At 70.9% G+C, this 24,593-nt stretch carries 15 protein-coding genes; 7 read left to right on the forward strand and 8 right to left on the reverse strand.

Annotation, left to right across the window (positions count from 1 at the left end):
- The first annotated feature begins 428 nt into the window (after positions 1-428).
- The 5 genes from G495_RS0109055 (at position 429) to G495_RS0109080 (ending at position 9,284) form a co-directional block, all read left to right on the forward strand.
- On the forward strand, positions 429-3,035 hold the full coding sequence (locus G495_RS0109055) for a cobyric acid synthase (protein ID WP_028587546.1): 2,607 nt from the start codon (positions 429-431) through the stop codon (positions 3,033-3,035).
- Between the two features lie 642 nt (positions 3,036-3,677).
- A complete protein-coding gene (locus G495_RS0109065; protein ID WP_028587547.1) occupies positions 3,678-4,070 on the forward strand; it encodes a Ros/MucR family transcriptional regulator in 393 nt (130 codons plus the stop codon).
- Positions 4,071-4,343: 273 nt separating this feature from the next.
- Positions 4,344-4,802 carry a MarR family winged helix-turn-helix transcriptional regulator gene (locus tag G495_RS0109070; protein WP_028587548.1) on the forward strand — a complete coding sequence of 153 codons (459 nt, stop codon included), beginning with the start codon at positions 4,344-4,346 and terminating at the stop codon, positions 4,800-4,802.
- Between the two features lie 38 nt (positions 4,803-4,840).
- On the forward strand, positions 4,841-5,908 hold the full coding sequence (locus tag G495_RS0109075; protein ID WP_028587549.1) for an efflux RND transporter periplasmic adaptor subunit: 1,068 nt from the start codon (positions 4,841-4,843) through the stop codon (positions 5,906-5,908).
- Between the two features lie 184 nt (positions 5,909-6,092).
- Positions 6,093-9,284: an efflux RND transporter permease subunit gene (locus G495_RS0109080; RefSeq protein WP_028587550.1), complete on the forward strand. Its 3,192-nt coding sequence runs from the start codon at positions 6,093-6,095 to the stop codon at positions 9,282-9,284.
- A gap of 17 nt (positions 9,285-9,301) precedes the next feature.
- Here G495_RS0109080 and G495_RS0109085 read toward each other — a convergent pair whose 3' ends face one another.
- Positions 9,302-9,874: a chemotaxis protein CheD gene (locus tag G495_RS0109085; RefSeq protein ID WP_084458080.1), complete on the reverse strand. Its 573-nt coding sequence runs from the start codon at positions 9,872-9,874 to the stop codon at positions 9,302-9,304.
- Between the two features lie 122 nt (positions 9,875-9,996).
- Between G495_RS0109085 and fcl the strand changes: the two genes are divergently transcribed.
- A complete protein-coding gene (gene fcl / locus G495_RS0109090) occupies positions 9,997-10,926 on the forward strand; it encodes a GDP-L-fucose synthase (protein ID WP_028587552.1) in 930 nt (309 codons plus the stop codon).
- Positions 10,927-11,116: 190 nt separating this feature from the next.
- On the opposite strand, the gene G495_RS0109095 is transcribed toward fcl, so the two are convergent.
- Positions 11,117-11,518, reverse strand: a complete 402-nt coding sequence (locus tag G495_RS0109095) for a Ros/MucR family transcriptional regulator (RefSeq protein WP_028587553.1) — start codon at positions 11,516-11,518, stop codon at positions 11,117-11,119.
- 462 nt (positions 11,519-11,980) lie between these two features.
- On the opposite strand from G495_RS0109095, the gene G495_RS0109100 reads away from it, so the two are divergent.
- Entirely contained in the window at positions 11,981-12,220 is a 240-nt protein-coding gene (locus G495_RS0109100) for a hypothetical protein (RefSeq protein WP_028587554.1), read from the forward strand.
- 276 nt (positions 12,221-12,496) lie between these two features.
- Here the strand turns inward: G495_RS0109100 and G495_RS22820 are convergent, their stop codons facing one another.
- The 6 genes from G495_RS22820 to G495_RS0109130 all read right to left on the reverse strand — a co-directional run bounded on the left by G495_RS22820 (position 12,497) and on the right by G495_RS0109130 (position 24,470).
- Positions 12,497-14,689 (reverse strand): STT3 domain-containing protein, encoded by a 2,193-nt coding sequence (locus G495_RS22820; protein WP_028587555.1) that lies wholly within the window; start codon positions 14,687-14,689, stop codon positions 12,497-12,499.
- A 17-nt stretch (positions 14,690-14,706) separates the two neighbouring features.
- The gene (locus tag G495_RS0109110) at positions 14,707-15,867 is read right to left on the reverse strand and encodes a DegT/DnrJ/EryC1/StrS family aminotransferase (protein ID WP_028587556.1); all 1,161 of its coding nucleotides are present in this window, start codon (positions 15,865-15,867) and stop codon (positions 14,707-14,709) included.
- Between the two features lie 77 nt (positions 15,868-15,944).
- Positions 15,945-16,847: an NAD-dependent epimerase/dehydratase family protein gene (locus G495_RS0109115; protein ID WP_028587557.1), complete on the reverse strand. Its 903-nt coding sequence runs from the start codon at positions 16,845-16,847 to the stop codon at positions 15,945-15,947.
- A 13-nt stretch (positions 16,848-16,860) separates the two neighbouring features.
- Complete coding sequence (gene kdsB / locus G495_RS0109120) at positions 16,861-17,640, reverse strand: 3-deoxy-manno-octulosonate cytidylyltransferase (RefSeq protein WP_028587558.1); 780 nt, start codon at positions 17,638-17,640, stop codon at positions 16,861-16,863.
- Between the two features lie 6 nt (positions 17,641-17,646).
- The gene (locus tag G495_RS0109125) at positions 17,647-18,408 is read right to left on the reverse strand and encodes an HpcH/HpaI aldolase family protein (protein WP_035251579.1); all 762 of its coding nucleotides are present in this window, start codon (positions 18,406-18,408) and stop codon (positions 17,647-17,649) included.
- 107 nt (positions 18,409-18,515) lie between these two features.
- Positions 18,516-24,470 (reverse strand): FecR domain-containing protein, encoded by a 5,955-nt coding sequence (locus tag G495_RS0109130; protein WP_028587560.1) that lies wholly within the window; start codon positions 24,468-24,470, stop codon positions 18,516-18,518.
- Positions 24,471-24,593: the final 123 nt, after the last annotated feature.

The raw sequence follows: 24,593 nt of genomic DNA on the forward strand, positions 1-24,593 counted from the left end.
TAAGGGGTCCGGCGCCCGAGGCGCCCCTGCGCCCTGCCCGACAGCCGGGCCGGATTCCTGCAAGGAACCCGGCCCGGCTGCCGCGCATTGGCCCGGCCGCTCCACCCAGCCCCCCGTCCCCAGCCTTCCAGCCTGATCCCCCACCCGAGCCTCCCCACCCGAGCCTCCCCACCCGAGCCTCCCCACCCGAGCCTCCCCACCCGAGCCTCCCCACCCGAGCCTCCCCACCCCGGGACCGCGCGGCGCTTCGCCGCGCGGTCCCGGGGTGGCGTGCGGGGTCCAGGGGCCCTTGGCCCCTGGCGGGGGGTGCAGGGGGGCAGCGCCCCCTTGCCGGGGTCCGGGGCAGCGCCCCGGCAGCCATCCGCCCCTCGGCCCGCCGCCCGCGTCCTGGCTGGCGGGGCGTTTGCTTCTGGTGTAGGCTGCGCGCCATGCGAAACTCGGGATTCGGGCATGGCGGCGAGGTGCGCGCGTTGGCGGCGCGGGCGGGGTGCGCGGTGGGGGAGCTGGCGGATTTTTCGGCCAGCATCAACCCGCTGGGCCCGCCGGACTGGTTGCGCGGCGAGGTCAGCGCGGCGCTGTCGGGGCTGCGGCATTATCCGGACCCGTATGCGGGGCCGTTGTGTGCGGCGGCGGCGCAGCGGTTCGGCTGTGCGGCGGGCGAGGTGGTGGCGGGCAACGGCTCCACGGAGCTGTTGTATGCGTTGCCCCGGGCGCTGGGGCTGACGCGGGCGCTGGTGCCTGCTCCGGCGTATGGCGACTACCGCCGGGCCTGCGAGCTGGCGGGGCTGGCGGTGGACGCCCTGGGGCTGGACGCGGCGCGGGAGTTCGCGCCGGACCTGGAGCGCGCGGCGGCGTGGCTGCGGGAGCATGGGCCGGGGGCGGCGCTGTTCCTGGGCCAGCCGAACAACCCCACGGGCCGTACGGTGGACCCCGGGGCGGTGTGCGCGCTGGCGCAGGAGTTTCCGGCGGCCTGGGTGGTGGTGGACGAGGCGTTCGCGGATTTCGTGCCCGGGCTGGGGCGGCTGGCCGGGGCGCGGCCGGGGAACGTGGTGGTTTTGTGGTCCATGACCAAGTTCTACGGGCTGCCGGGGCTGCGGCTGGGGCTGGGCTTCGCGGCGCCGGGGGTTGCGGCGGCGTGGCGCGCCCAGGTGCCGCCGTGGTCGGTGAACGGGCTGGCCCAGGCTGTGGGGCTGCGCGCGCTGGCGGACGGGGAGTACGCGGCGCGCACGGTGGCGGAGACGGCGCGGCTGCGGGCGGCGCTGGCCGGGGCGCTGGGGGCGCTGCCGGGGCTGACGGTGCTGCCGGGCGAGGCGAATTTCCTGCTCTGCCGTTTGGAGGGAGCGGGGGCGGACGCGGCGGCCCTGGCCGCGCGGCTGCTGGCGGGGGCGCGGGTGGCGGTGCGCGTGTGCGCCAATTTCGAGGGGCTGGACGGGCGGTATTTCCGGGTGGCGGTGCGCGGGGAGGGGGAGAACGCGCGGCTGGTGCGCGCCCTGGGGCGCGAGCTGGGTGCCCCGGCCCCGGCGGTGTTGCGGCGGCGCACGCCCGCGCTGATGGTCCAGGGCTGTTCGTCCAACGCGGGCAAGAGCGTGCTGGCGGCGGCCTTGTGCCGCATCCTGCTGCGCGAGGGCTACGCGGTGGCGCCGTTCAAGGCCCAGAACATGTCGCTCAATTCGTTCGTGACCCGCGACGGCGGCGAGATGGGCCGGGCGCAGGCGACCCAGGCCCAGGCCTGCCGCCTGGAGCCCGACGTGCGCATGAACCCGGTGCTGCTCAAGCCGGTGAGCGACATGGGTTCGCAGGTCATCGTGCTGGGCCGTCCGGTGGGCACGATGCGCGTGGGCGAGTACGTGCGCTACAAGCCCGAGGCCTTTGCGCGGGCCAGGGCGGCGTATGACGCGCTGGCGGCGGAGCACGAGGTGATGGTGCTCGAAGGCGCGGGCAGCCCGGCGGAAATCAACCTGCGGGCCCACGACATGGTGAACATGGCCATGGCCGGGCATGCGCGGGCGCGGGTGCTGCTGGCGGGGGACATCGACCGCGGCGGGGTGTTCGCGGCTTTCACGGGGACGATGGAGCTGCTGGCCGAATGGGAGCGGGCGCTGGTGGCGGGGTTCGTCGTCAACCGCTTCCGGGGCGACGAGAGCCTGCTGGCCCCGGCGCTGGAGGCGATCACGGCGCGCACGGGGGTGCCGTTCGCGGGGGTGGTGCCGTTTCTGCACGACCTGGGGCTGCCGGAGGAGGACTCGGTGTCCTTCAAGAGCGGGGCGCTGGACGGGCGGCCCGGGCCCGGGCGCGAGGTGGAGGTGGTCTGCGTGGACCTGCCGCACGTGTCGAACTTCACGGACCTGGACGCCCTGGCCGGGGAACCGGATGTTTTGCTCCGCGTGGCGCGGCGGGCCGGGGAGCTGGGGCGGCCGCACGCGGTGGTGCTGCCGGGCAGCCGCAACACGGTGGCGGACCTGGACTGGCTGCGGGCCTCGGGCCTGGGGGCGGAGCTGACGGAGCTGGCCGCCGGGGGCCGCACGGAGATCGTGGGCCTGTGCGGCGGGTTGCAGATGCTGGGGCGTACGGTGGCCGATCCGCTGGGGCTGGAGGGCGGCGGCGTGCGCGCGGGCCTGGGGCTGCTGGGGGTGGACACGGAGCTGGCGGGCGAGAAGACCCTGGTGCGCGCCCGGGCGCGGCATGTGCCCACGGGGCAGGAGCTGGCGGGCTACGAGATCCATCACGGGCGCACGGTGGCGGTGCCGGGGGGCGGGGCCGGGGTGTGCGTGGAGCGCGCCGACGGGGCGGCCATCGGCTACGGGGCGCCGGGCGGGCTGGTCTGGGGCAGCTACCTGCACGGGTTGTTCGACGCCGATGCCTTTCGGCGGGAGTTCGTGGACGGGCTGCGGCGCCGGGCGGGGCTCGCGCCCGTGGGCCGGGTGGTGGCGCCCTACGATGTGGAACCGGCCCTGGACCGGCTGGCGGACGTGGTGGCCGAGCGGCTGGGGCTGGCGACGATCCTGCGGGCGGCGGGGCTGCGCGGCGCGGGCTGAGGCCGGGCGGGGGCCCGGCTTTGCGCGGCCCCTGGCGGCCCTGGCGCGCCCCTTCGGGGGCGCGCTGTTTTTGGGCGCGGGTCTTGTGCGGACGGCTCGCGGGTGCGCCGCCGGGCGGGGCGGGCTGCGTACTGGGGGCGCGCGCTCCGAGACCCCGGGGCGCGCAAGGGGGAGGTTGGCCCGGGCTCAGGGCTGCGCGTCGGGGGCCCGGGGGCGTACGGGTACCCCTGGCTGCGCGAGGGGAATACATCGCTGCCGTCATTGCGTATGCAATTGTTTCTGTATGCCGCGGGCGCGGGAGGCTGGCGGGACTGTGGTGCGAGAGTGTTCTTTTTTTCTCAATCCGAATTCACCCGTATTTGCGGGAACCGGGCGTTGCAGTGCCAGTGTTTGAAGCGTGTTTCCCGCCGCGCGATGCACTGCCTGCGTGCGGCACGCGCAGCGCGCAGAATGGGGCGCTCCGGCGGCATGTTACAGCCGGGGTTGCGGCCCGGCCCCCGGGCCGCGAGGGGCGAGTTGTGCAGGATGTTGCGCAAATACCCTGGAATGCCTAGGGGATTACACGCGCCCTCGAAAAAACAGATTGCATGCTCACGATTCGTCGGCTATAGAGTTCGCACACACCCATTCTGGAGGAACAACATGGACGACTACTTGAAAGAAGCGCTTGAGATAGTGAAGGCCCAGGCCAGTGTGCGTACGATGACCGAGGAGGAGATCATCTCCATGGTCCAGAAGCTGGCCCACGGCATCGCCAACATCAGCGACGACGTGGTGGACGCGGACTGCGAATCCCCCGCCGTGGACCCGAAAAAGGCCATCCGCGAGAAGAGCATCGTCTGCCTGGAGTGCGGCAAGAGCTTCAAGGTGCTGACCAAGCGGCACCTGGCCACCCACGACCTGGCTCCCGCCGACTACAAGGAGAAGTGGGGCTACCCCAAGAAGACCTCCCTGGTCTGCAAGAGCCTGGCCCGTGAGCGCCGCAAGAAGATGGGCGAGATGAAGCTGTGGGAGCGCCGCGGCAAGAAGAACTAGCCGTCGTTTGCTGGCCCTTTTTTGCGGGGCCGCGCAGCAGTGTCATGGGGAGCCCGGTGCATGCCGGGCTCCCCTGCGCGTTTCGGGCCCCGGCGCCCGGGGGCGGGCCCCGGGTGGCCGGGTGGGCAAATAGGCAAACGCATAGCGACCGGTTCCGCCCAGCGCCAAGCGGTCCGGACCCGCGGGAGCCTGTGTTTCAAACAGGTTTTCCCGTTGACCCCGGCCCACTTGGGATATAGCGTGCACAGCAATAATTCGTACGCAGGTAGTGCCATGAGCGACAGTCTCTTCTCCCTCGACGATTCCGCCGGGTATGCCATCTACCGGACGGGCAAGGCCATGAAGTTCGAGTTGCGCCGCAGCTTCCGCATGGCGGGCATGGACGTGACCTCCGAACAGTGGGCGCTGTTGTGCCGGCTGTGGGAGCAGGAGGGCCGCTCCCAGAAAGAGCTTGCCGAATGCTCCTTCAAGGACACGGCCAACATCACCCGGATGATCGACGTGCTGGAAGGCAAGGGCATCGTGTACCGCGAGCGTGACGCCAACGACAGGCGCACCTACCGCATCTACCTGACCGAGGAAGGGCGCAGGCTCAAGGACAAGCTCATGCCCATCTTCGCCAAGGAGAGCGAGCAGGCGTTCTCGTGCCTGACGGCCCAGGAGCAGGAGCAGTTGCTTTCCCTGCTCAACCGCCTGTACACCCACGTGTGCTATCTGCGCGACAAGCGGTAGCCAAGCCAACGCTGGCCCCCCGGGGGGCGGAGGGTTTCATGAAGGGCATCACGGCAGGGCTGATGCTGGTTTTTGTGTTGTTCCTGGCGGCGGGCGCCCGGGCCGAGGACGGGGCGGCCCAGGGCCCTCCGGCCACCCTGGTCGTCGTCGGGCAGACCGAGGACGGCGTGGCCGTGCCCCGGGCGGATTTCGTGGGCAGCGTGGAGTTCCCCGAGGTGTCCGGCGTGGCCACCGAGGTCGGGGGGCTGGTGCTGGCCGTGAATTTCGAGGAAGGCGGGCGCGTGCGCGCCGGGCAGGCCCTGGTGCGCCTGGACACCGCGCTGCTGGAAAAGGGGTTGGCCGCTGCCGAGGCCGGGCTGGCCGGGGCCGAGGCCTCGCTGGAGCTGGCGCGCCTGGAGCTGGCGCGGCGCACGGAGCTCATGCGCAGCCGGTCCATCGCCGAGCAGGACTTCGACGAGGCGCGCTTCACCGTGCGCGAGCTGGAGGCCAGGGCGGCGGCCCAGCGGGCCGAGGCCGAGCGCCTGCGCCTGGAGCTGACCAAGGCCCGCGTGCCCGCGCCCTTTTCCGGGGTCGTGCTCGAGCGCGGCGTGGAGCGCGGCCAGTGGCTGGCCGCAGGCGCCACGGTGGCCCTCGTGGGCCGCGACGACGCCGTGGACGTGGTCGTCTCCGTGCCGCAGGACATTCTGCCTTTCGTGGCTCCGGGCCAGGCCGTGGAGGCCACGGTGTCGGGCCGGCGTCTGGAGGGCCGGGTCCATGCCGTGATCCCCCGGGGCGACGTGGCCACCCGGACCTTCCCGGTGAAGCTGCGCTTCTCCGGGGCGCCGGGGCTGGCCGACGGGATGCAGGCCGTGGCGCACCTGCCCGCAGGCCAGGAGGTCAACGCCGTGCGCGTGCCGCGCGACGCCGTGGCGCTCATGCGCGGGCAGACCGTGGTTTTCGTGCCCGAGGACGGCGCGGCGCAGCTGGTGCCGGTGCAGGTGGTGGCCTACGAGGGGCTGTGGGCCTGGGTCAACGGCCCCGGGCTGGCCGGGGGGATGCCCGTGGTGGTCAAGGGCAAGGAGCGCCTGTACCCCGGCGCCCCCGTGCGCACCGAGGGCGGCAACTAGCAGGCCGTCGCGGCACGTCTTTTCGCGGGCTGCCCGGCGCTGCCGGGCCGGGGCGCAGGGAAGGCCGCAGCCGGGCGGCGGGGCAGGAGCTTCGCGCCGCCGCGGTGCAGCGCCGTCCTGAGCGGCCTGCCAGTCCCGGATTCACCGTAGTCAGCCCCGCCCGGGCAGGCGGGGGAGAGAGCCAATGGACTTCATCCAGTCTTCCATCCAGCGGCCCGTGTCGGTCATCGTGGGCATCATCCTGGTCGTGCTCTTCGGGCTCATCGGCCTGTCGGGCATGCCCTACCAGCTGACGCCCACGGTCACCGAGCCGGAAATCACCGTCACCACCACCTGGTCCGGCGCCACGCCCTACGAGATCGAGCGCGACATCGTCGAGGAGCAGGAGGACGTGCTCAAGGGCCTGACCGGGCTCACGGAGATGGAAAGCAGCTCGCAAAACGGTCAGGGCGAGATCACCCTGCGTTTTACCATCGGCACCGACGTGGACGACGCGCTGCTGCGCGTGTCCAACAAGTTGAACGAGGTGGCCTCGTACCCCGGCACGGCAGACAAGCCCGTGATCACCGCCACGGGCTCGGCGGCCTCGCCGGTGATCTGGGTCGTGCTCAAGGCCAACGAGGGCAACGACCGGCCCATCGCCAGCTACCGCACGTTTTTCGAGAACGAGGTGCGCCAGTACCTGGAGCGCGTGCCCGGCGTGGCCGACCTGTTCGTGGGCGGCGGCACCGAGCGCGAGATGCACGTGGTGGTGGACCCGGCGCGCCTGGCCGCCCACGGGCTGACCATCCCCGCCGTGATGGCCGCCCTGCGGGCCGAGAACGTCAACGTCTCCGCCGGGAACATGGACCTGGGCCGCCACGAGTACCGCATCCGCTCCACGGGCGAGTTCCGCAACCCCGGGGACATCGAGGCCGTGGTGTTGCTCTCCGACGGCCAGCGCCGGGTGCGCCTGGCCGACGTGGGCCACGCCGAGTTCGGCTTCGAGAAGACCTCCGTGGCCATGATGCACAACGGCGAGCCGGGCCTGGGCGTGGGCGTGAACCCCGACCCCGACGCCAACATCCTGGACATGACCAACGCCGTGTGGGAGGTGGTCCAGGAACTGAACCAGGGCAAGCTCAAGGACCACGGCATCCGCATGGACTGGGCCTACGACCAGCGGCCCTACATCGAGGGCGCCATCGCCCTGGTGCGCCAGAACATCGTCATCGGCGGCGTGCTGGCGGTGGTCGTTTTGCTGCTGTTTTTGCGCAGCTTCTCCTCCACGGTCATCGTGGCCGTGGCCATTCCCATCAGCGTCATCGGCTCGTTCATCATGATGAGCGCCATGGGCCGCAACCTGAACGTGGTCTCCCTGGCGGGCATCTCCTTTGCCGTGGGCATGCTGGTGGACAACGCCATCGTCGTACTGGAGAACATCGACCGCCACCGCAGGCAGCTGCGCAAAAGCCCGGCGCGCGCGGCCTACGACGGAGCGCGCGAGGTCTGGGGCGCGGTGCTGGCCTCGACGCTGACCACGGTGGCCGTGTTCCTGCCCGTGGTCTTCACCCAGGAGGAAGCCGGGCAGCTTTTCAAGGACATCGCCATCGCCGTGACCTGTTCGGTGGCCCTGTCGCTGTTCGTGTCCGTGTCGGTGATCCCCATGCTGGCGGCCAAGCTCTTCGGCTTTGCCCAGGCCCGGCGCGAGCGCCGCGCGGCGGCGGCGGGCGACGGCGAGGTCGCCGGGTTCGAGCTGCGCGCCCTGCGGCCCCTCAAGGCCGTGGGCCGCGCCTTTGCCGGGGCCGTCATGGCCCTGGTGGAGGCCTGCCTGCGCACCTGGGCCACGCGGCTGGCGACCATCGTGCTGCTCACGGGCTTCGCCGTGGGCGCCACGGTGCTCTTCCTGCCCAAGATGGAGTACCTGCCCCAGGGCAACCGCAACTTCATCCTTTCGGTGCTCATTCCGCCGCCGGGCCAGTCGGTGCAGGAGCGCGAGCGCGCGGGCGAGCTGATATTCAAGGGCGCGGAGCCGTTCATCGGCCGCGAGCAGGGCCCCGGCGGGCTGCCCGGGGTGCGCGACCTGTTCTACGTGGGCGCGCCCGGGTTCAACATCTTCGGGCTGGTGTCCACCGAGGAGCAGCGCGCCAAGGAGCTGCTCGGGCCGGTCATGGGCATTTCCAATTCCATCCCCGGGGTCTACGGCTTCGCCTTCCAGGCGGGCATCTTCCAGAACCGCCTGGGCGGCGACCGGACCATCGATGTGGACCTGGCGGGGGCGGACCTGGAAACCCTGGCCGGAGCGGCCCAGACGCTGTTCCTGGCCATCCCCCAGGCCATCGCCGGGGCCCAGGTGCGTCCCGTGCCGTCCTTCGAGATGACCTTCCCCGAGGTGCGCCTGACCCCGGTGCGCGACAGGCTGCGCGCCGCCGGGCTGACCGCCGAGGACCTCGGCCTGTCCGCCGACGTGCTCATGGACGGGCGCAAGATCGGCGACTTCAAGGAGGAGGGCGTGCCCTCCATCGACCTGGTGCTCAAGGCCTCGGCCCAGCGCGTGGCCACCCCCGAGGATCTCTACGCCACCCTGCTGTCCACCCCAGGCGGCGGGCTGGTGCCCATCTCCTCCCTGGCGGAGCTGACGCGCACCACGGGCATCAACGAGATCAGGCACCTGGAGCGCCGCCGGACCTTCACCCTGCAGGTCACCCCGCCCGAGACCCTGCCCCTGGAGCAGGCCATGGAGACCATCGAGGGCGGGCTCATCCCGCAGCTGCGCGAGCAGGGGGCGCTGCCGGGCATCGACGTGCGCCTGTCCGGCGCGGCGGACAAGCTCCAGGAGACACGGGAAACCCTGCAATGGAACTTCGTGCTGGCGGTGGTCATCATCTATCTGCTGATGTCCGCGCTGTTCGGCAACTTCATCTACCCGCTGGTCATCCTGTTCACCGTGCCTCTGGCGGCGGCGGGCGGATTCATCGGCCTGCGCGTGCAGAACCTGTTCGTGCTGCGGCCCCTGGACGTGCTGACCATGCTGGGCTTCGTCATCCTCATCGGCGTGGTGGTCAACAACGCCATCCTCATCGTCCACCAGTCGCTGAACAACATCCGTGAGGGCGGCATGGCCCACAAGGAGGCCGTGCTGGATTCCGTGCGCACCCGGCTGCGGCCCATCTACATGAGCGCGCTGACCTCCATCTTCGGCATGCTGCCCCTGGCGGTGCTGCCTGGGCCGGGCTCGGAGCTGTATTCGGGCCTGGGCGCGGTGATCCTCTCGGGCCTGGCGTTCTCCACGGTGTTCACCGTGTTCGTCACGCCCGCGCTGCTGCTGTTCTTCCTCGGCATGGAAAAAGTGGGGCCGGGGGCCGGGGGCGCGCCCGGGGCGGACGGGACGGCCTGAGCCCGCGCCGCCGGGGCTCAGGGCTCGCGGTGGACCGCCGCCGGGGGCTGCTCGTCCACGAAGCGCACCCAGACCTCGCCGCTGCCGGTGTGGAAGAAGAGCTTGCGTCCCCGGTCGCCCAGCACCTTTTCCTGTGCCGGGGCCAGCCCGTGGCGGGCCAGCTCGCGCCGCGCGGTCTCCACGTTCTTGCCGCCCACATCCACCACATCGCGCACATGGCCCTTGCGTTCGGGCTGGATGGTGAACCCGCCGCCGAAGAGCCGGGTCACCAGCTCGCCGCGCGGCACGCCCAGGGCGTCCAGGCGTTCCAGGATGGCCGTGATGGCCGCGTCCACGAAGCGGCAGGGGCTGCCCTGGCCCGGGGCCGTTCGGCCTCCGGCGGGCAGCATGGCGTGGCAGATGGCCCCGGTGGCCGTGGGCGGATGGTGGAAGGTCACGGCCACGCAGGAGCCGAGCACCGTGGTCACCAGCACCGGGCGGCGCGAGAGGATGCACTCGCCGATCTTGAGGTATTCCACGTGCGCCCCGGCGCGCACGCGCGCCTCGGGGCTGGAGTCGGGGCCGGGGGCCGGGCCGTGCGGGGTGGGCATTCTGCGAGTATATCCGCTTCGCGGACCCGGGGAAAGCCCCGGGAAGCCCCGGGGCGCGGTGGTTCCCTCCGGGGGCAAAAGGGGCTAGGATGCCCCGGCGCACCACAACCAGCGAGGCCATGATGCAGAAGGATTCCAGAATATTCGTCGCCGGACACCGGGGGCTCGTGGGCTCGGCCATCGTGCGGGCCCTCGGGGCCGAAGGGCACACCGGCGTGCTCACCCGCACCCGCGCCCAGTGCGACCTGACGGACCAGGCCGCCGTGGCCGCCCTGTTCGAGGCCGAGCGGCCGCAGTATGTTTTCCTGGCCGCCGCCCGGGTGGGCGGCATCCACGCCAACGACGTGTATCCCGCCGAGTTCATCCGCGACAACCTGGTCATCCAGACCAACGTCATCCACGCCGCCTGGAAGGCCGGGGTGGAGAAGCTGCTGTTCCTGGGCTCGTCGTGCATCTACCCCAAGTTCGCGCCCCAGCCCCTGCGCGAGGAGTACCTGCTCTCCGGGGCCCTGGAGCCCACCAACCAGTGGTACGCCGTGGCCAAGATCGCGGGCATCAAGATGTGCCAGGCCTACCGCAGGCAGTACGGCTTTTCGGCCATCAGCCTCATGCCCACCAACCTCTACGGCCCGGGCGACAACTTCGACGCCGAATCCTCCCATGTGCTGCCTGCGCTCATGGGCCGCTTCCACGCGGCCAAGGCCGCCGGGCAGCCGGAGGTCACGGTCTGGGGCTCGGGCACGCCCCGGCGCGAGTTCCTGCATGTGGACGACCTGGCCTCGGCCTGCCTGCACCTGATGCGCGAATACGACGCCGAGGAGATCGTCAACGTGGGCACGGGGCAGGATGTGAGCATCGCCGAGCTGGCGGAGATGGTGGCCCGGGAGGTGGGCTACCAGGGGCGCATCGTGTTCGACCCCTCGCGGCCCGACGGCACCCCGCGCAAGCTGCTGGACGTGTCGCGGCTCACGGCCCTGGGCTGGCGGCCGCGCATCGGGCTGCGCGAGGGCATTGCGGCGACATACCGCTGGTTCCGGGAGCAGGGGGCGTAGCGGGCTGGCGGGAGAAGCCCTTCTGTTGGCCGTTCAGGAAGGGTGGACTGACGGCGCGAAAAAAATCCAGGCCGACGCGGAGCAGGGCCGCCGCGAGGCCTGGATTTTTTTGGCCCGCCGCAGGCCGCCGTTGCGGGGCGGGCAGGCAGGCCGCCCCGGGCCCGCTGGCGGGCCCGGGGCGCCAGGCGGGTCATTTCTTCTTGCGGGCCTTGGAGCGCTTGGTCCACAGCTCCATTTCCTTCATCTTCTTGCGCCGCTCGCGCTGCAGGCTCTTGCAGATGAGCGGGGTGCCCTTCTTGTAGCCCCATTTCTCGCGGTATTCGTCGGGCGTCAGGCCGAACTTGGCCAGGTTCTTCTTGGTCAGGATCTTGTAGGCCTTGCCGTCTTCGAGGTTGATGATGGACTTCTCGCGGATGGCCTTGCGGGGGTCCTGCGTCGTGTCTGCGGGCTCGGCGCCCAGCTCGCCTTCGGCGATGCTCCGGATGCCCGCCGCGAGCTTGCGGACCATGGACGTGATCTCGTCCTCGGTCATGGTCCTGACGCTGGCCTGGGCCTTGACGATCTCAAGGGCTTCTTTCAGATGGTCGTCCATTGCGTGTACTCCTTCATGGGTGGCGTTCTTTTGTCGCTGTGGATGCGCCATGCCCGCAGGCTGCATGGCGACTGCTGAAAAATACGAAGGGAAATTTGAAAGAATATATACACACGGAAGACATCTTGCGCAAGACATATTTTACTGTCTGGCAATGCAGGATGCGGTAGTTGAAGACGATGCGCACGGCGCCATGGAATTGTGACGGTCTTGAAGGCGGATCGGCGGAGCGCTGGCGATGCCGGGCGGTTTTGTGCGTGGGAACCTGCCGGGGAATTGGCCGCACGGCAGTAGCACATTTTCGGGACTACGGCGCTACAACAGCGAGGTTGCATGGCCGTGTGGCGATGCGCCGGGCCGCGCCGCCGGGTCGGCGGCGTTTACATCGGGGGCCGAAGCCGATATAGGATGCGGGTCCGCCCATGGCGGCGCGAACCCCAAGACCCGGCGCGAGGTGCCGCGATGAAGTACATCATTTTCGAGGATTTTTCCGGGCGGGCCATCCCCGTGCTGTTTCCCGACCGCATCGAGCACGGCGAGCTGCGCGAGCAGATGCCGTATTCCACGGTGCTTTCGGCGGGCTACGTGAACCATTCGGGCGGGGGCTTCGTCTGCCACGGCGAGTCCAAGACCCTGGGCGCCGCGTCGGGCCAGGGCGACGCCGCCGTCATCGAGCGCCACTTCCAGCAGGGCGAGCCCTAGCCGCTGCCGGGCGAGGCCTCTTCCCGGGCCGTTGCTGCCGGGCGGGCTGGCGCAGTGCTCAAAAAAATCCAAGGCCGACGCGTAGCGAGACGGACGCGCGGTGTTGGATTTTTTGTTGGGGGGCAATGCGGCGGTGCGCCAGTGCGGGGCGGCCTGCCGCAATGCGGCAGCCAGTGCCGCGTCCCCAAATGAATTCAGGTTTTTTGAGATCTTAGGCCGTTTTGTTCCGCGCTGTTCCGTGGTGCATGGCCAGGCCCGCCTTTGGCGGGCGCGGCACTAGCCGGGGCCGTCCGCCCCGCCGGGCCCGGGCCCGCCCTCCTGCGGGGGCTGGGGGGCCTCCTCCCGCCTGGCCTGCCAGATGCGCACCAGGGGGAACCCCTCGTACACCAGCCTGAAATGCTCGGCGATCTCCGGGTCGTCGGGCGCGCACAGCAAAAGCCGCACCAGCATCCCGTTGTAGGTCAGGTCGTCGAGCAGCACGGCCTGGCCCGCCGGGCGGTTGATGAGCAGCCGGGGCCCGTGGCCGCGGTCGTAGGTGCGCAGGGTGCGCCCGGTGGCCGTGAGCTCCTCGGCGCTGTGCAGCGGGATGGGCGCGTCCTCCCCGGGCAGCAGCATGCCCGCCTCGCCGTCCAGGGCGAAGCGCCCCAGCAGGGTGTGGCTGCCGTGCACGCCCTGGCCTGCGGTCACGTCCCAGGTGCCGTAGTAGGTGATCCAGTGGGCCAGGCGCAGGGCTTCCCAGGTGGTCAGCAGATACTGGGGCGGGGCCTCGCGCAGGTCGTAGCGCGCGCTGCCCAGGCTGGCGATGAATTCGCGGACCTCGGCGGCGGGGCGCCGGTCGAAGGTCTCCCAGGGGCGGTAGCCGCGCAGGGCGGCGTATTGCATCATCTGCCGCGCCTGGCGGGGCACGGGGGTGGTCATGGCCAGGGCCAGGGGGTAGAGGACCTGCCCGCCGTGGCGCGCGCCGTCGGCGAAGGTCGGCAGGCCCGCGTAGTATTGCGCGGCGTAGCCCCAGTCCCACCACGTCCACAGGCCGGCCCCGGGCTCGGCCTGGGCGCCCAGGGCCTTCAGGGCCCGGGCGTGCTGCACGGTGAGCACCGGGGCCGGGCGCAGGGCCTGGGCCGCCTGGTACGCGGGCACGAGCAGGGCCCCGGCCAGCAGGGCCTGGGCCGCCAGCTGCGCCGCGCCGCCCCAGGGCCGCCCGCGCGTGAGCCGCCGCAGGCCCCAGGCCAGGGGCACGGCCAGCCCCAGGGCCACGGCGGGCCCGCCGAACATGGTCACCCGCGTGCCCAGGGTCGCGCCGAAAAAGACCACCAGCGCCAGGGGCGCCAGCAGCAGCGCCACCGGGCGCAGCGCCGCCACCACGGCGAAGCCCGCCAGCCCCGCCCAGGACGCCCAGGCCCGGGGCGAGAGCTTGGCCATGGCCGAGTCCAGGGGTTCGGCGCGGGCCTCGATGACGCTTTGGGTCACGCCGGGGTACAGGGCGGTGTCCGCCACGGCCTCGCGCGGGGCGCGCGGCTCCACCTGGGGCCGGGCGTAGGTGGTGGCCAGGGTGGTGACGCGCTTGGCCAGCCCCGGGAGCTGCGGCGTGCAGGCCAGGGCCAGCCCCAGCAGGGCCGCCGCCGCCAGGGGCCGCCAGGGCGCGGGCAGGGCGGCGTCCTTGCCCGCGTGCAGCAGCCCGGCCAGGGCCAGGGCCGCCACCAGCCCCGGGACGCCGCCAAAGGCCGCCAGCCCGCACAGGCCCAGCCCGGCCAGCAGCCGGGGCCGCGCCCCGGGCCGCGCGGCCAGCAGGGCCAGCCCCGCCGCCAGCCACAGGGCCCCGGCGCCGTAGTCGGCGATGCGCGCATGCCACTGCCCGCCGCCCAGGGCCATGGCCAGCCCGGCCAGCAGGGGCAGCAGCGGGCCCGGCTGGCCCTGGGGCGCGTCCGTCCCGCGCGCTCCCGGGCGGCGCAGCCAGGGGTCCAGCCAGTGGGCCAGCAGCCAGCACTGGACCAGGGGAAAGAGCAGGGTGGCGATGTCGGTGTCGCAAAACCCCAGGCGGGTGCGTTGCAGGAACCCCGGGGCCGTGGCGGCCAGCATGCCCGCGCCCAGGGCGGCGGCGGGTCCGGCCAGGGTCCGCGCCCACAGCGCGGCGGCCACGCCCACCAGCGGCGCGGCCAGGGCCGGAATCCAGAACGCGGCCTGCCCCGGGGTCACGCCGAAAAGCCCCGCCGCCCCGGCGATGAGCCCGGCCATGGCCGAGCCCGCGCCGGTGCCCAGGCCGCGCACCCCGGCCAGCCAGGCGTAGGCGTCGTGGGTGGCCATGAGCGGCTCGCCGTCCACGGCCAGCAGCGGGTGGGCCCACAGGGGCAGCTCCAGCAGGCGCGGATACAGCCCGGCCAGGTAGGCCGCCGCCAGCACGGCCAAAAGCGCGAGCCGGTCCCGCAGACCGTGGCGCCCGGGGGCGCCTGCCTGGGGACCGGCGTTTTGCATGGCGCCCGCGCCCCGGCCTACGAGGCCGCCCCGGCCACGGCGGCGCTGATCTCCGCGATGAGCGCGTCGTCCAGGTAGGGGTGCATGGGCAGGCTCATGATGCGCCGCGACAGGTCCAGGGATACGGGCATGTCCTCGGGCCGGTAGCCCAGGTTGGCGAAGGCCTTCTGCATGTGCAGGGGCTTGGGATAGTACACCGCCGTGGGGATGCCCGCCGCGTGCAGGGCCTGCTGGATGGCGTCGCGCCGCTCGTGCAGGAAGGAGAACTGGGCCCAGGCGCTGCGGCAGCCCTGGGGGATGGCTTGCAGGGTCAGCCCCGGCACGGGCGCGAGCAGTTCGGTGTAGCGCTCGGCCACGCGCTGGCGGGCGTCCAGCTCTTCGGTGAAGATGGCCAGCTTGGGCAGCAGGATGGCGGCCTGCAGGGTGTCCAGGCGGCCGTTGATGCCGATGCGGTCGTTGTCGTACTTGTGGCCGCCCTTGCCGTGGAAGAGCAGCGAGCGCATCAGCGCGGCCAGCTCGTCGTCGTCGGTGAACACCGCGCCGCCGTCGCCGTAGCAGCCCAGGGGCTTGGCCGGGAAGAAGCTCGTGGCGCCCACATGGCCCATGGCCCCGCAGCGCTTGCCGTGGTAAAGCCCGCCGAAGCTCTGGGCCGCGTCCTGGAGCACGAACAGCCCGTGCTTGTCGGCCAGGCTCTGGATGGCCGCGTAGTCGGCGGACAGGCCGAAGATGTCCACGGGGATGACGCCCCGGGGAGTCAGCCTGCCTACGCCCGCGGGCAGGGGGTACTTGCCGGGGTCGCCCATGTCCAGGGCGCGCAGGGCCAGGCGCAGGGCCTCGGGGTCGATGTTGAAGGTTTCGGGGTCCACGTCCACGAAGACCGGGGTGGCGCCCAGCAGGGCCACGACCTCGGCGGTGGCCACGAAGGTGAAGGGCGGCAGGAAGATGGCGTCGCCGGGGCCCACGCCGTGGGCCATGAGCGCCAGCAGCAGCGCGTCGGTGCCGCTGGAGCAGCCGATGGCGTGGCGCACGCCGGTGAAGGCGGCCAGCTCACGCTCCAGCTCGTCCACTTCCGGGCCGAGGATGAACTGCCCGTGGGCCAGCACCGCGTCCATGCGGCGGCGGATTTCCGGCTCCAGGCGGTGGAACTGCTGCTTGAGATCGATGAACGGGATGCGCATTGCGGTCTGGCTCCATGTGCGCCGGGCGGGCCCGGCGGCGAAGGGGTGCGTGCTGGTGTGTCCCGTGCGGGGTGTGCTCAGTCGTCTTTGCCCGTGGCGTCTTCGCTGGTCAGGGTTTCGTGCATCTCGGCCAGGCAGTCGAGCAGGCCCTGGCCCATGTCGGTGTACGATTCGCCCACCAGCTTGGTACCCAGGCGCGGCAAAAAGGCGTAGGGCGTGATCTTGTAGTGCCCGCCCAGGGGCTTGTTCAGGAAGCGGATGTCGGGCCGGTTGCCCATGATCTCGCGCACCATGTCCATCAGGTCGCGGACCTTGTAGGGGTAGGGCCCGGTGAGGATGACGTGCTGGTTGGCGTACTGGGCGTCCAGGATGCGCACCGACAGGCGCGCGGCGTCGCGCACGTGGATGTACTCGCGCTGCTCCTCGCCGGTGCCCGAGTAGGTCACGTGGCCCTGGGTCAGGGCCGAGTGCAGGATGCGGTAGATGCCGTTGCGCATGTCGGCCCGGCGGCCATAGAGCGAGCCGTAGCGCAGGATGGTGTACTCCACGCCGTAGCGCTCGCGGTAGGCCTCGATGACGCGCTCGGAGGCCTGCTTGCTGGCGCGGTAGAACGAGCCCTTTTCGGAATAGACGTAGACCGTGCTGGCGAACACGTAGCGCCGCACCCCGGCGGCCCGGCAGGCCTCCAGGATATGGGCGTTGCCCATGACGTTGAGCTCAAGGGTGCGGATGGGGTTGTCGCGCGCCTCGTCGATGTCGGCCAGCCCGGCGAAGTTGTAGACGTGGTCGGCGCCGTCCACGGCCCGGGCCACGGCCTCGCGGTCCAGGATGTCGCAGGGGATCATTTCCTGCCCGGGTTGCAGGAAGGGCGAGGGCGTGAGGTCGCACACGCGCACGCGGTATCCGGCCCGGGTCAGCTCGTCGCAGACGTGGCTGCCCAGGAAGCCCGAGCCTCCGAAAACAACGGCCAGTTCGCTCATGGGTGGCAGTCCTCTAGCGGCGCAGGTCCTGGGCGTAGCCGGGGAAGATGGCGTCCCCGGCCATGAGCGCCTCGGCCACGGCCAGGTCGCGGGCGGTGTCCACCCCGATGTTGCGGCCCGTGGTGTGGATCATGCGCACCTTGTGCCCGTGCTCCAGCAGGCGCAGCATATCCACGGACTCGGCCTCCTCCAGGGGCGTGGGCGCCAGCTGGTTGAAGGTCAGCAGGAAGTCGCGCCGGAAGGGGATGATGCAGACCTGCTTGTACATGGGCAGGCTCTTGGCGCCCTTCTTCCACGAGGGGATGGGCTCGCGCGAGAAGTACAGGGCGTTGCCCGCCAGGTCCACCACCACCTTGACCTCGTTGGGGTCGTCGTGCTCCTCGCGGCTGGCCAGGTCGCCCATGAGGTTGACCACCTGCACCGAGGGGTCGGCCTCGAAGGGCGCTACGGCCTGGCGGATCATCTCCGGGGTCACCAGGGGCTCGTCGCCCTGGACCATGACCACCACGTCGGCGCGCCCGGTGCTGGCCTCGATCTTGAGCATGGCCTCGGCGGTGCGGTCGGTGCAGCGTTCGTGGGTGTCGGCGGTCATCACCGCGCGCCCGCCCACGGACTCGATGTAGTCGAAAATCTCGCGGTCGCAGGTGGCGACCCAGGTCTTGTCCTGGCCCAGGGCCAGGGCCGTGCGCTTCCAGACGTGGCCGATCATGGGGATGCCCGCGATGGGCGCCAGGGGCTTGCCGGGAAAGCGCGAGGAGCCCATGCGGGCGGGGATGACGGCGATGATGTTCATGGGGGCTTATCCTTTGCGGGCGGCGGCCAGCCCGGCGCGGCTGGCCACGTCGAGCATGCGCACGTCCAGGCTGTAGGCCACGAAGGTGTAGCCCTGGCCCAGGCGCATGGTCAGTTCTTCGGGGTTGGGCTCGATGACGTGGATGCCCGAGCGCGCGCCCACGGCGGCGGCCACCTCGCGGATGCGCGCCATGGCGGCGAGCATGTCGGGGTGGTCGAAGGCACCGGGCAGGCCCAGGGAGCCCGACAGGTCGTAGGGGCCGACGATGAAGCCGTCCACCCCGTCCACGGCCAGGATCTCCTCCAGGTTGCGCACGGCCTCGATGTGCTCCACCTGGACAATGACCGTGGCGTTGTCCTCCAGCCAGTCCTTGTACTGGGCAAAGCGGGTGCCGTAGCCCTGGGCCCGGGCCAGGCCCACCCCGCGCGTGCCCCGGGCGGGGTAGCGCACGGCGGCCACGGCGGCCCGGGCCTGCTCGGCGCTGTTGACCATGGGCACGATGACCCCGTGGGCCCCGGCGTCCATGACGCGCTTGATCTGCACCGGGTCGTTCCACGACAGGCGCACCAGGGGCGCTGCGCCGCACAGCTCGATGACGCGGAGCAGCTCCTCGGCCTCGCGGATGGTGATGACGCTGTGCTCCAGGTCCACGGCCAGCCAGTCGAACCCGGCGCGGGTCATGATCTCGGCGATGGCCGGGTGGGCCAGGGTGATCCACGAGCCCAGGACGGGTTCGCCCTTGGTGATGCGCTTCTTCAGGCTTTGCATGGGGCTTTCTTCATCCTGCGCCGGGTTCTTGTCAACCTGTTTGGGGCCACGCGAAGGCCCCCGGGGCCGGAGCCGCCGGGGGCCTCGCAGGGCGCGCGGGCCCGGGGCTACAAGTTCAGATCCACGACCTGGATGCTTTCGTGGGTCGGCTCGCTGTGGGCGTTGGAGTTGAAGTCCACGTTGCCGTCGAAGATGACCTTGTGCGCCGAGGCCGAGCCGTCGTCGCCCGCAGAGTCGTAGTACAGGGCGTCGGTGCTCAGGTCGTAGACGAACACTCCGCCCGCCACGCCCATGTTGGGGCTGGAGGCGTAGTCGCTGACGCGGAAGAAGCGCCCGGCGCTCAGGGTGCCCAGGCCCAGGCCGGAGAAGCCGTCGGTTTCGAACTGGAACACGTCGAACCCCCAGCGGAAGCCGACCACGGTGTCGTTGTTCATCTCGCTGGCGGTGCTGTAGTAGAAGGTGTCGAAGCCGTCGCCGCCCGACAGGGTGTCGGCGCCCGCCCCGCCCCACAGGAAGTCGTTGCCCGCGCCGCCGGCCAGGGAGTCGTTGCCCGCCAGGCCCGTGAGCGTGTCATTTCCCGCCAGGCCCGTGAGGGTGTCGGCGGAGCCGGTGCCCGTGAGGGCGTCGGCGTAGCCCGAGCCCTCCGCCTGGGTGAAGTTCGCCAGGGTGTCGGTACCCTGGCCGCTGGCCGTGCCTGCGGTCAGGTTCACGGTGACGCCCGTGGTGGCGTCGGCGAAGCTGACCATGTTGGTGCCGCCGCCGCCGTCCATGGTGTCGTTGCCCGCGCCGCCGTCCATGGTGTCGTTGCCCGCGCCGCCGGTCAGGGTGTCGTTGCCGCCAAAGCCCTTGAAGAACATGCCGCTGGCCCCGGCCTGCATGACGTCGCCGCTGGCCGTGCCCCAGATGACCTCGATGGTCGAGAGGGTGTCGGTGCCTCCGGAGTGGGCCACCTCGCCGGTGACCATGTTCACGGAGACGGACGTGCTGGAGCCGGTCACCGCGTTGGTGTAGTCGGCCACGTCGGTGCCGCCGCCGCCGGTGAGCATGTTGCTGCCGCCCTGTCCGGCCAGGGTGTCGTTGCCGCTGCCGCCGATCAGGGTGTCGTCGCCCGCGCCGCCGAAGAGCTTGTCGGCGCCGTCGCCGCCGGTGAGCGAGTTGGCCAGGGCGTCGCCGGTGAGCGTCGAACCTATGGACCCGGTCAGGGAGACCTTCTCGATGTTCGAGAGGGTGTCGGTGTAGCTGCCGCCGTAGCTGGCGCGGCCCGTGGCCAGGTTCACGTCCGCCGCGTAGGAGCCCACGTTGTAGCGGGCCACGTCGAGGCCCGCCCCGCCGTTCAGGACGTTGTTGCCCAGGTAGCCGTAGAGGGTGTCGTCGCCGTCGCCGCCAAGGAGCGTGTCCGCCGAGGTGTCGGTGCCGCCGTACAGGGAGTCGTCGCCGTCGCCGCCGTCGAGGCTGTCGCTGCCGTAGTCTCCGTAGAGGGTGTCGTTGCCCGCGCCGCCGAAGAGCTGGTCGTTGTCGGAACCGCCGTAGATGGTGTCGTTGCCGTCATCGCCGTAGAGGGTATCGTTGCCCGAGTCGCCGCTGAGATGGTCGCCGTCCGCGCCACCGAAGAGCTGGTCGTTGTTGTAGCCGCCGTACAGGGAGTCGTTGCCCGCCTCGCCGTAGAGAGTGTCGTTGCCACCCCCGCCGCTGACGTAGTCGTTACCTGCCCCGGCGAGGACGTAGTCGTCGCCGGACCCAGCGGAAATGTAGTCCTCGCCGTCTCCCGCGTTCACGGAGTCGTTGCCGTCGTAGGTGTAGAAGGTTTCGTTGGCAGCGGAGCCGACGATGGTGTCGGCGTAGGACGTGCCGTAGAAGGATTCGAAGTTCGACAGGGTGAAGGTGCCGGAGGCGTTGGTGGCCGTCCCGGCATCGACGTCCAGCGAGGTGCCCTGGCCAAACCCGGAGAAGTCCAGGGTGTCGTTGCCGTTGCCGCCGTCCACGGTGTCCGCCCCGTCACTGGCGTAGACCAGGTCGTCGTCGTCGCCGCCGTCGATGGAATCGTCGCCGTCGCCGCCATCCAGGACGTCATCGCCTGAGCCGCCGAGGAGTTCGTCGTTGCCGTCCTCGCCGTAGAGTTCGTCGCTGTCGTCGCCGCCTTCCAGCGTGTCGTGGCCGTCCCCGCCCTCCAGGGTGTCGTTGCCGTCATCGCCATAGAGGGAGTCGTCGCCGTCCAGGCCGATGAGGTAGTTGGCCGAGGCGTTGCCGCCGAAGGTGTCGCTCAGCTCGGTGCCCTTCATGTTCTCGATGCCGGAAAGGCTGGTGGTCTCGCCGTTGGCCACCACGGAGGTCATGTCGCCCGAGGTGATGGCGTATTCGTTCTGGGTGTTGAAGAAGGCCCAGTCCGTGCCGGTGCCGCCGATGAGCGAGTCCCCGGTCACGATGTAGTTCCAGGGCACCAGGGTGTCGTTGCCCGCGCCGCCGTCCAGGGTGTTGGCGTTGTCGTTGCCCACGATCCTGTCGGCGGAGTTGCTGCCGATGGCGTGGTCCACCCCCACGATGGTGTCGGTGCCGACGCTGTTGGTGGCCGTGCCTGCGGCCAGGTCGATGTCCGAGGCGCCTTCGCCTTCGTAGGATACGGTGTCGTCGCCGCCGGAGCCCACGATGCTGTCGTCGCCGAATTCGCCCAGGAGCAGGTCGGCCCCGGTGCCGCCGATGAGGGTGTCGTCGCCGTCGCCGCCGAGCAGGGTGTTGCTGCCCGCGACGCCCTCCAGGGAGTCGTCGCCGTCGCCACCCAGCAGTTCGTCGTCGCCGTCGCCGCCGGTGATGGTGTCGTTACCGCCCGAGCCGTCGATGATGTTGTCCTGGTCGTCGCCGCCCAGGGCGTCGTCGTGTTCCGAGCCCATGATGTTCTGGATATTCTTCAGGGTGTCGTCGCCGTGGCCGGTAAAGGTGCTCTCGCCCGCCCCGGCCAGGGTGCCGCTGATGCCCCCCGCGCTTTCGGAGAAGTCGGCCCAGTCGTCGCCGTTGCCGTGCAGGAAGTCGTTGCCCGCGCCGCCGAACAGGGTGTCCTCGTAGGCGCCGCTGGCCACCAGGGAGTCGTCGCCGCCGCCGCCGAACAGCGAGCTGGCGTAGTCGCCGCGCGCGGTGAGGGTGTCGTTGCCGCTGCCCCCGCGCAGGTGCTCGAAGCCGGTCATGGTGATGGTGTCCGAGCCCATGGTCAGGGTCGGGCTGGCACCGGCGGTGCCCAGGCCGAGGTCGAGGTCCCCGGAGTAGTTCTCGAAGGACAGCAGGTCGCCGTCTGTTTCGCCCGTGTCGCCGCCCACGAGGGACTCGTTGCCGGTGCCCACGATGAGGGTGTCGTCGCCGCCGCCGCCGGAAAGGGTGTCGTCGCCCGCGCCGCCGAAGAGCGAGTCCTTGCCATTGCCGCCGGAGAGACTGTTGGCCTGGGCGTCGCCCGTCAGGGTGTCGTCGTAGGGGCTGCCGGTGACGTGCTCGATGCCTGCCAGGGTGTGGGTGTAGTAGCCGACGAGGGTGGCCCGGCCAGCGCCAAGGTCCACCGACACGTCGGAGCTGTAGGCCACGGTGTCGCTGCCGCCCTCGCCCGAGAGGCTCTGGTCGCCGTATCCGGCGTTGATCAGGTCGTCGCCGGTTCCGGCGTCCACGGTGGCGTTGCCGGTACCAGCGGTGATGGTGTCGTTGCCGTCGTCGCCGTAGATGCGGTCCGCCCCGCCCTGGCCGTAGATCAGATCGTCGTCGCCGCCGCCGGAGATGGTGTCGGCGCCGCTGCTGCCGTAGATGGTGTCGTTGCCGTCGCCGCCCTCGAGCACGTTGCTGCCGTAGCTGCCGGAGAGGTAGTCGTTGCCGTCACCGCCGGAAAGGGTGTCGTCGCCGTAGCTGCCCACGAGGGAATCGTGGCCCGTGCCGCCGTCCAGGTAGTCGTTGCCGTAGCCGCCGGAAAGGGTGTCGTCGCCGCCGTCGCCAAAGAGCGAGTCGTTGCCATAACCGCCGATGATGGAATCGTTGCCCGCACCGCCGCGCAGGGTGTCGTTGCCCGCAAACAGGGTGGCGCCGCCAACCACGGTGGAGGCGACGCTGCTTTCGTCGTCGCCGTAGATGGTCTCGCCCAGGTCGCCGCCGATGATGGAGTCGGCGCCCATCTGGCCGGTGAGCCTGGTGGTGCTGTCGTCGCCGGTGATGGTGTCGTTGCGGTGCGAGCCGTGCAGCACCTCGATGCCCGTGAAGACCGCGCCGTGCCCGGTCATGGTGGCGGTGCCGTTGCCGTTGCCCGTGAACTGGACGTTCAGGCCGCCGCCCATGCCGCGCATGTCCAGGGTGTCGGAGCCTGCGCCGCCGCCCACGGTATCCTGCCCGCTGCCCGCGATGAAGGAGTCGTTGCCCGTGCCGCCGACCATGGAGTCGTTGCCGCCCCGGCCGTCGAAGATTACGCCGGAGTCGTTGCCGACCATGGTGTCGTTGTACTGGCTGCCTATGACCCGCTTGATGCCGCTCAGCGTATCATTGCCCGCGCCGTGGTAGACCTGCAACGCCGCGTTCCAGTCGAAACTGATGGCCGTCGGGTTGGTCGCGTAGTAGGCCCAGTCGGAGGTGTCGCCGTACAGGAAGTTGTCGCCCGCGCCGCCCTCCAGGGAGTCCTCGGCGCTGTCGGAAGCGTTGGCCAGGTTGTTGCCGTACAGGGTGTCGTTGCCCGCCCCGCCGGACAGCATGTCCGCCTGTGTGTTGCCCAGAAGCACGTCGTTGCCGTCGCCGCCGTACAAGGTGTCGGTGCCCGTGCCGCCGTCCAGGGTGTCGTTGCCCGCGTCGCCGTAGAGCGTGTCGTTGCCCGCGCCGCCCAGGAGGGAGTCGTTGCCCGTGCCGCCGTAGGCCAGGTCGTTGCCGCTGTACAGCGAGATGGTGTCGTTGCCCGCCTCGCCGTAGACGGTATCGCTGTCCGAGCCCATGGTGGCGCGGATGGAATCGTTGCCGTCGCCGCCGTAGACCAGGTCGTTGCCGCCGGAGCCCAGGTCGATGAAGTCGTTGCCTGTGCCGCCGGAGAGGGTGTCCGAAGCGCTGCTGCCCAGCAGGGTGTCCGGCCCGGCCAGGCCGTTGACGGCCATGGGGCCGTGGTAGGCCTGGAGCGAATCGGCGTAGGCTGTGCCGGTCAGGCCGCTGCCCGAGGAGGACGAGCCCGAGGTCGTGGTGGTCGTGGTGGTGGTCGTGGTCTGGCGGGTGGGGTCGTCGCCGGGCGTGGTGGTGGGCCCGGTGCCCAGCCCGCCGGTGAGCAGGCCCAGCAGGGGCAGCTCGCCGCCGCCGCCCAGCAGGGAGTCGTCGCCCAGGGCCTCGGAGAACAGCTCGGCGATGAACGCGAGCACGTCGCCCTCGGTGAAGCCCTCGTCGGCGTTGACGCTGACGCTGACTTCGCCGTCCTCGCCCTCGCCCTGGTCCTCGCCCTGGCCTTCGTCGTCGCCGCCTTCACCGCCGTCGTCCTGCCCGGGGGCGCCGGGCACGGGGATGGACAGGATGGGCGCCACGGCGTTGAAGAACGCCTGCTCAAGCTCGGAGTAGGAGCGCAGTTCGCCGAACTGGCCGCCGGGGCCGATGTCCAGGATCAGGTTGGCGTTGTTGATGACCATGGTGCCGAAGGGCGTGGTGATGGTCAGGTCCAGCCCGTCGTACTGGAAGATGCCCACGCGCATGGGTCCGCCCGGGGGCACGTCGAAGTCCGCGCCCGTGCCGCGGATGCCGATGGTGGCCAGGGGCGACTGGATGGTCACGCCCTCGGGGTTGGCCTTGGCCAGCTCGCCGGTGACCATGCGGAAGGTGCCCTGGGCCATGTTGAGCAGCATGGTCGAGGCGCCGCTGTCCTGCGGATTGTAGACGTATTCGTCCAGGGCCAGGCGCGCGTTCTCGCCCTGGGCCAGGACCGTGCCGTCCGTGAAGCCGATCTCGATGTTCGAGCCGGGGCCGGTGGTCAGCACCTCGCCCGCGTGGACGGGGCTGCCCAGGGCCAGGGGCCGTACGCCTGCGCTGGATTCGGCCTGGGCACTGCCCGCGAGGCCGACGACGCTGCCGATGCTTTCCATGATCCGTCCTCCCGGCAGAGGATAGAGGGCTGCGGCCAATGCTCCATGCTGGGCGTGGAACGATAGGGCGCGCAAAGATTTATTGCGCAATTGTATGAAAGTCCACCGGGCAATGCAACAGGG

The sequence above is a fragment of the Desulfocurvus vexinensis DSM 17965 genome, from assembly GCF_000519125.1.
GTDB classification, from domain to species: Bacteria; Desulfobacterota; Desulfovibrionia; order Desulfovibrionales; family Desulfovibrionaceae; genus Desulfocurvus; species Desulfocurvus vexinensis.

What these genes read in the sequence shown, in the direction of transcription:
- G495_RS0109055 (WP_028587546.1), top strand. Translation starts at nt 429, where the DNA reads ATGCGAAACTCGGGATTCGGGCATGGCGGCGAGGTGCGCGCGTTGGCG.
- G495_RS0109065 (WP_028587547.1), top strand. Translation starts at nt 3,678, where the DNA reads ATGGACGACTACTTGAAAGAAGCGCTTGAGATAGTGAAGGCCCAGGCC.
- G495_RS0109070 (WP_028587548.1), top strand. Translation starts at nt 4,344, where the DNA reads ATGAGCGACAGTCTCTTCTCCCTCGACGATTCCGCCGGGTATGCCATC.
- G495_RS0109075 (WP_028587549.1), top strand. Translation starts at nt 4,841, where the DNA reads ATGAAGGGCATCACGGCAGGGCTGATGCTGGTTTTTGTGTTGTTCCTG.
- G495_RS0109080 (WP_028587550.1), top strand. Translation starts at nt 6,093, where the DNA reads ATGGACTTCATCCAGTCTTCCATCCAGCGGCCCGTGTCGGTCATCGTG.
- G495_RS0109085 (WP_084458080.1), bottom strand. Translation starts at nt 9,874, where the DNA reads ATGCCCACCCCGCACGGCCCGGCCCCCGGCCCCGACTCCAGCCCCGAG.
- fcl (WP_028587552.1), top strand. Translation starts at nt 9,997, where the DNA reads ATGCAGAAGGATTCCAGAATATTCGTCGCCGGACACCGGGGGCTCGTG.
- G495_RS0109095 (WP_028587553.1), bottom strand. Translation starts at nt 11,518, where the DNA reads ATGGACGACCATCTGAAAGAAGCCCTTGAGATCGTCAAGGCCCAGGCC.
- G495_RS0109100 (WP_028587554.1), top strand. Translation starts at nt 11,981, where the DNA reads ATGAAGTACATCATTTTCGAGGATTTTTCCGGGCGGGCCATCCCCGTG.
- G495_RS22820 (WP_028587555.1), bottom strand. Translation starts at nt 14,689, where the DNA reads ATGCAAAACGCCGGTCCCCAGGCAGGCGCCCCCGGGCGCCACGGTCTG.
- G495_RS0109110 (WP_028587556.1), bottom strand. Translation starts at nt 15,867, where the DNA reads ATGCGCATCCCGTTCATCGATCTCAAGCAGCAGTTCCACCGCCTGGAG.
- G495_RS0109115 (WP_028587557.1), bottom strand. Translation starts at nt 16,847, where the DNA reads ATGAGCGAACTGGCCGTTGTTTTCGGAGGCTCGGGCTTCCTGGGCAGC.
- kdsB (WP_028587558.1), bottom strand. Translation starts at nt 17,640, where the DNA reads ATGAACATCATCGCCGTCATCCCCGCCCGCATGGGCTCCTCGCGCTTT.
- G495_RS0109125 (WP_035251579.1), bottom strand. Translation starts at nt 18,408, where the DNA reads ATGCAAAGCCTGAAGAAGCGCATCACCAAGGGCGAACCCGTCCTGGGC.
- G495_RS0109130 (WP_028587560.1), bottom strand. Translation starts at nt 24,470, where the DNA reads ATGGAAAGCATCGGCAGCGTCGTCGGCCTCGCGGGCAGTGCCCAGGCC.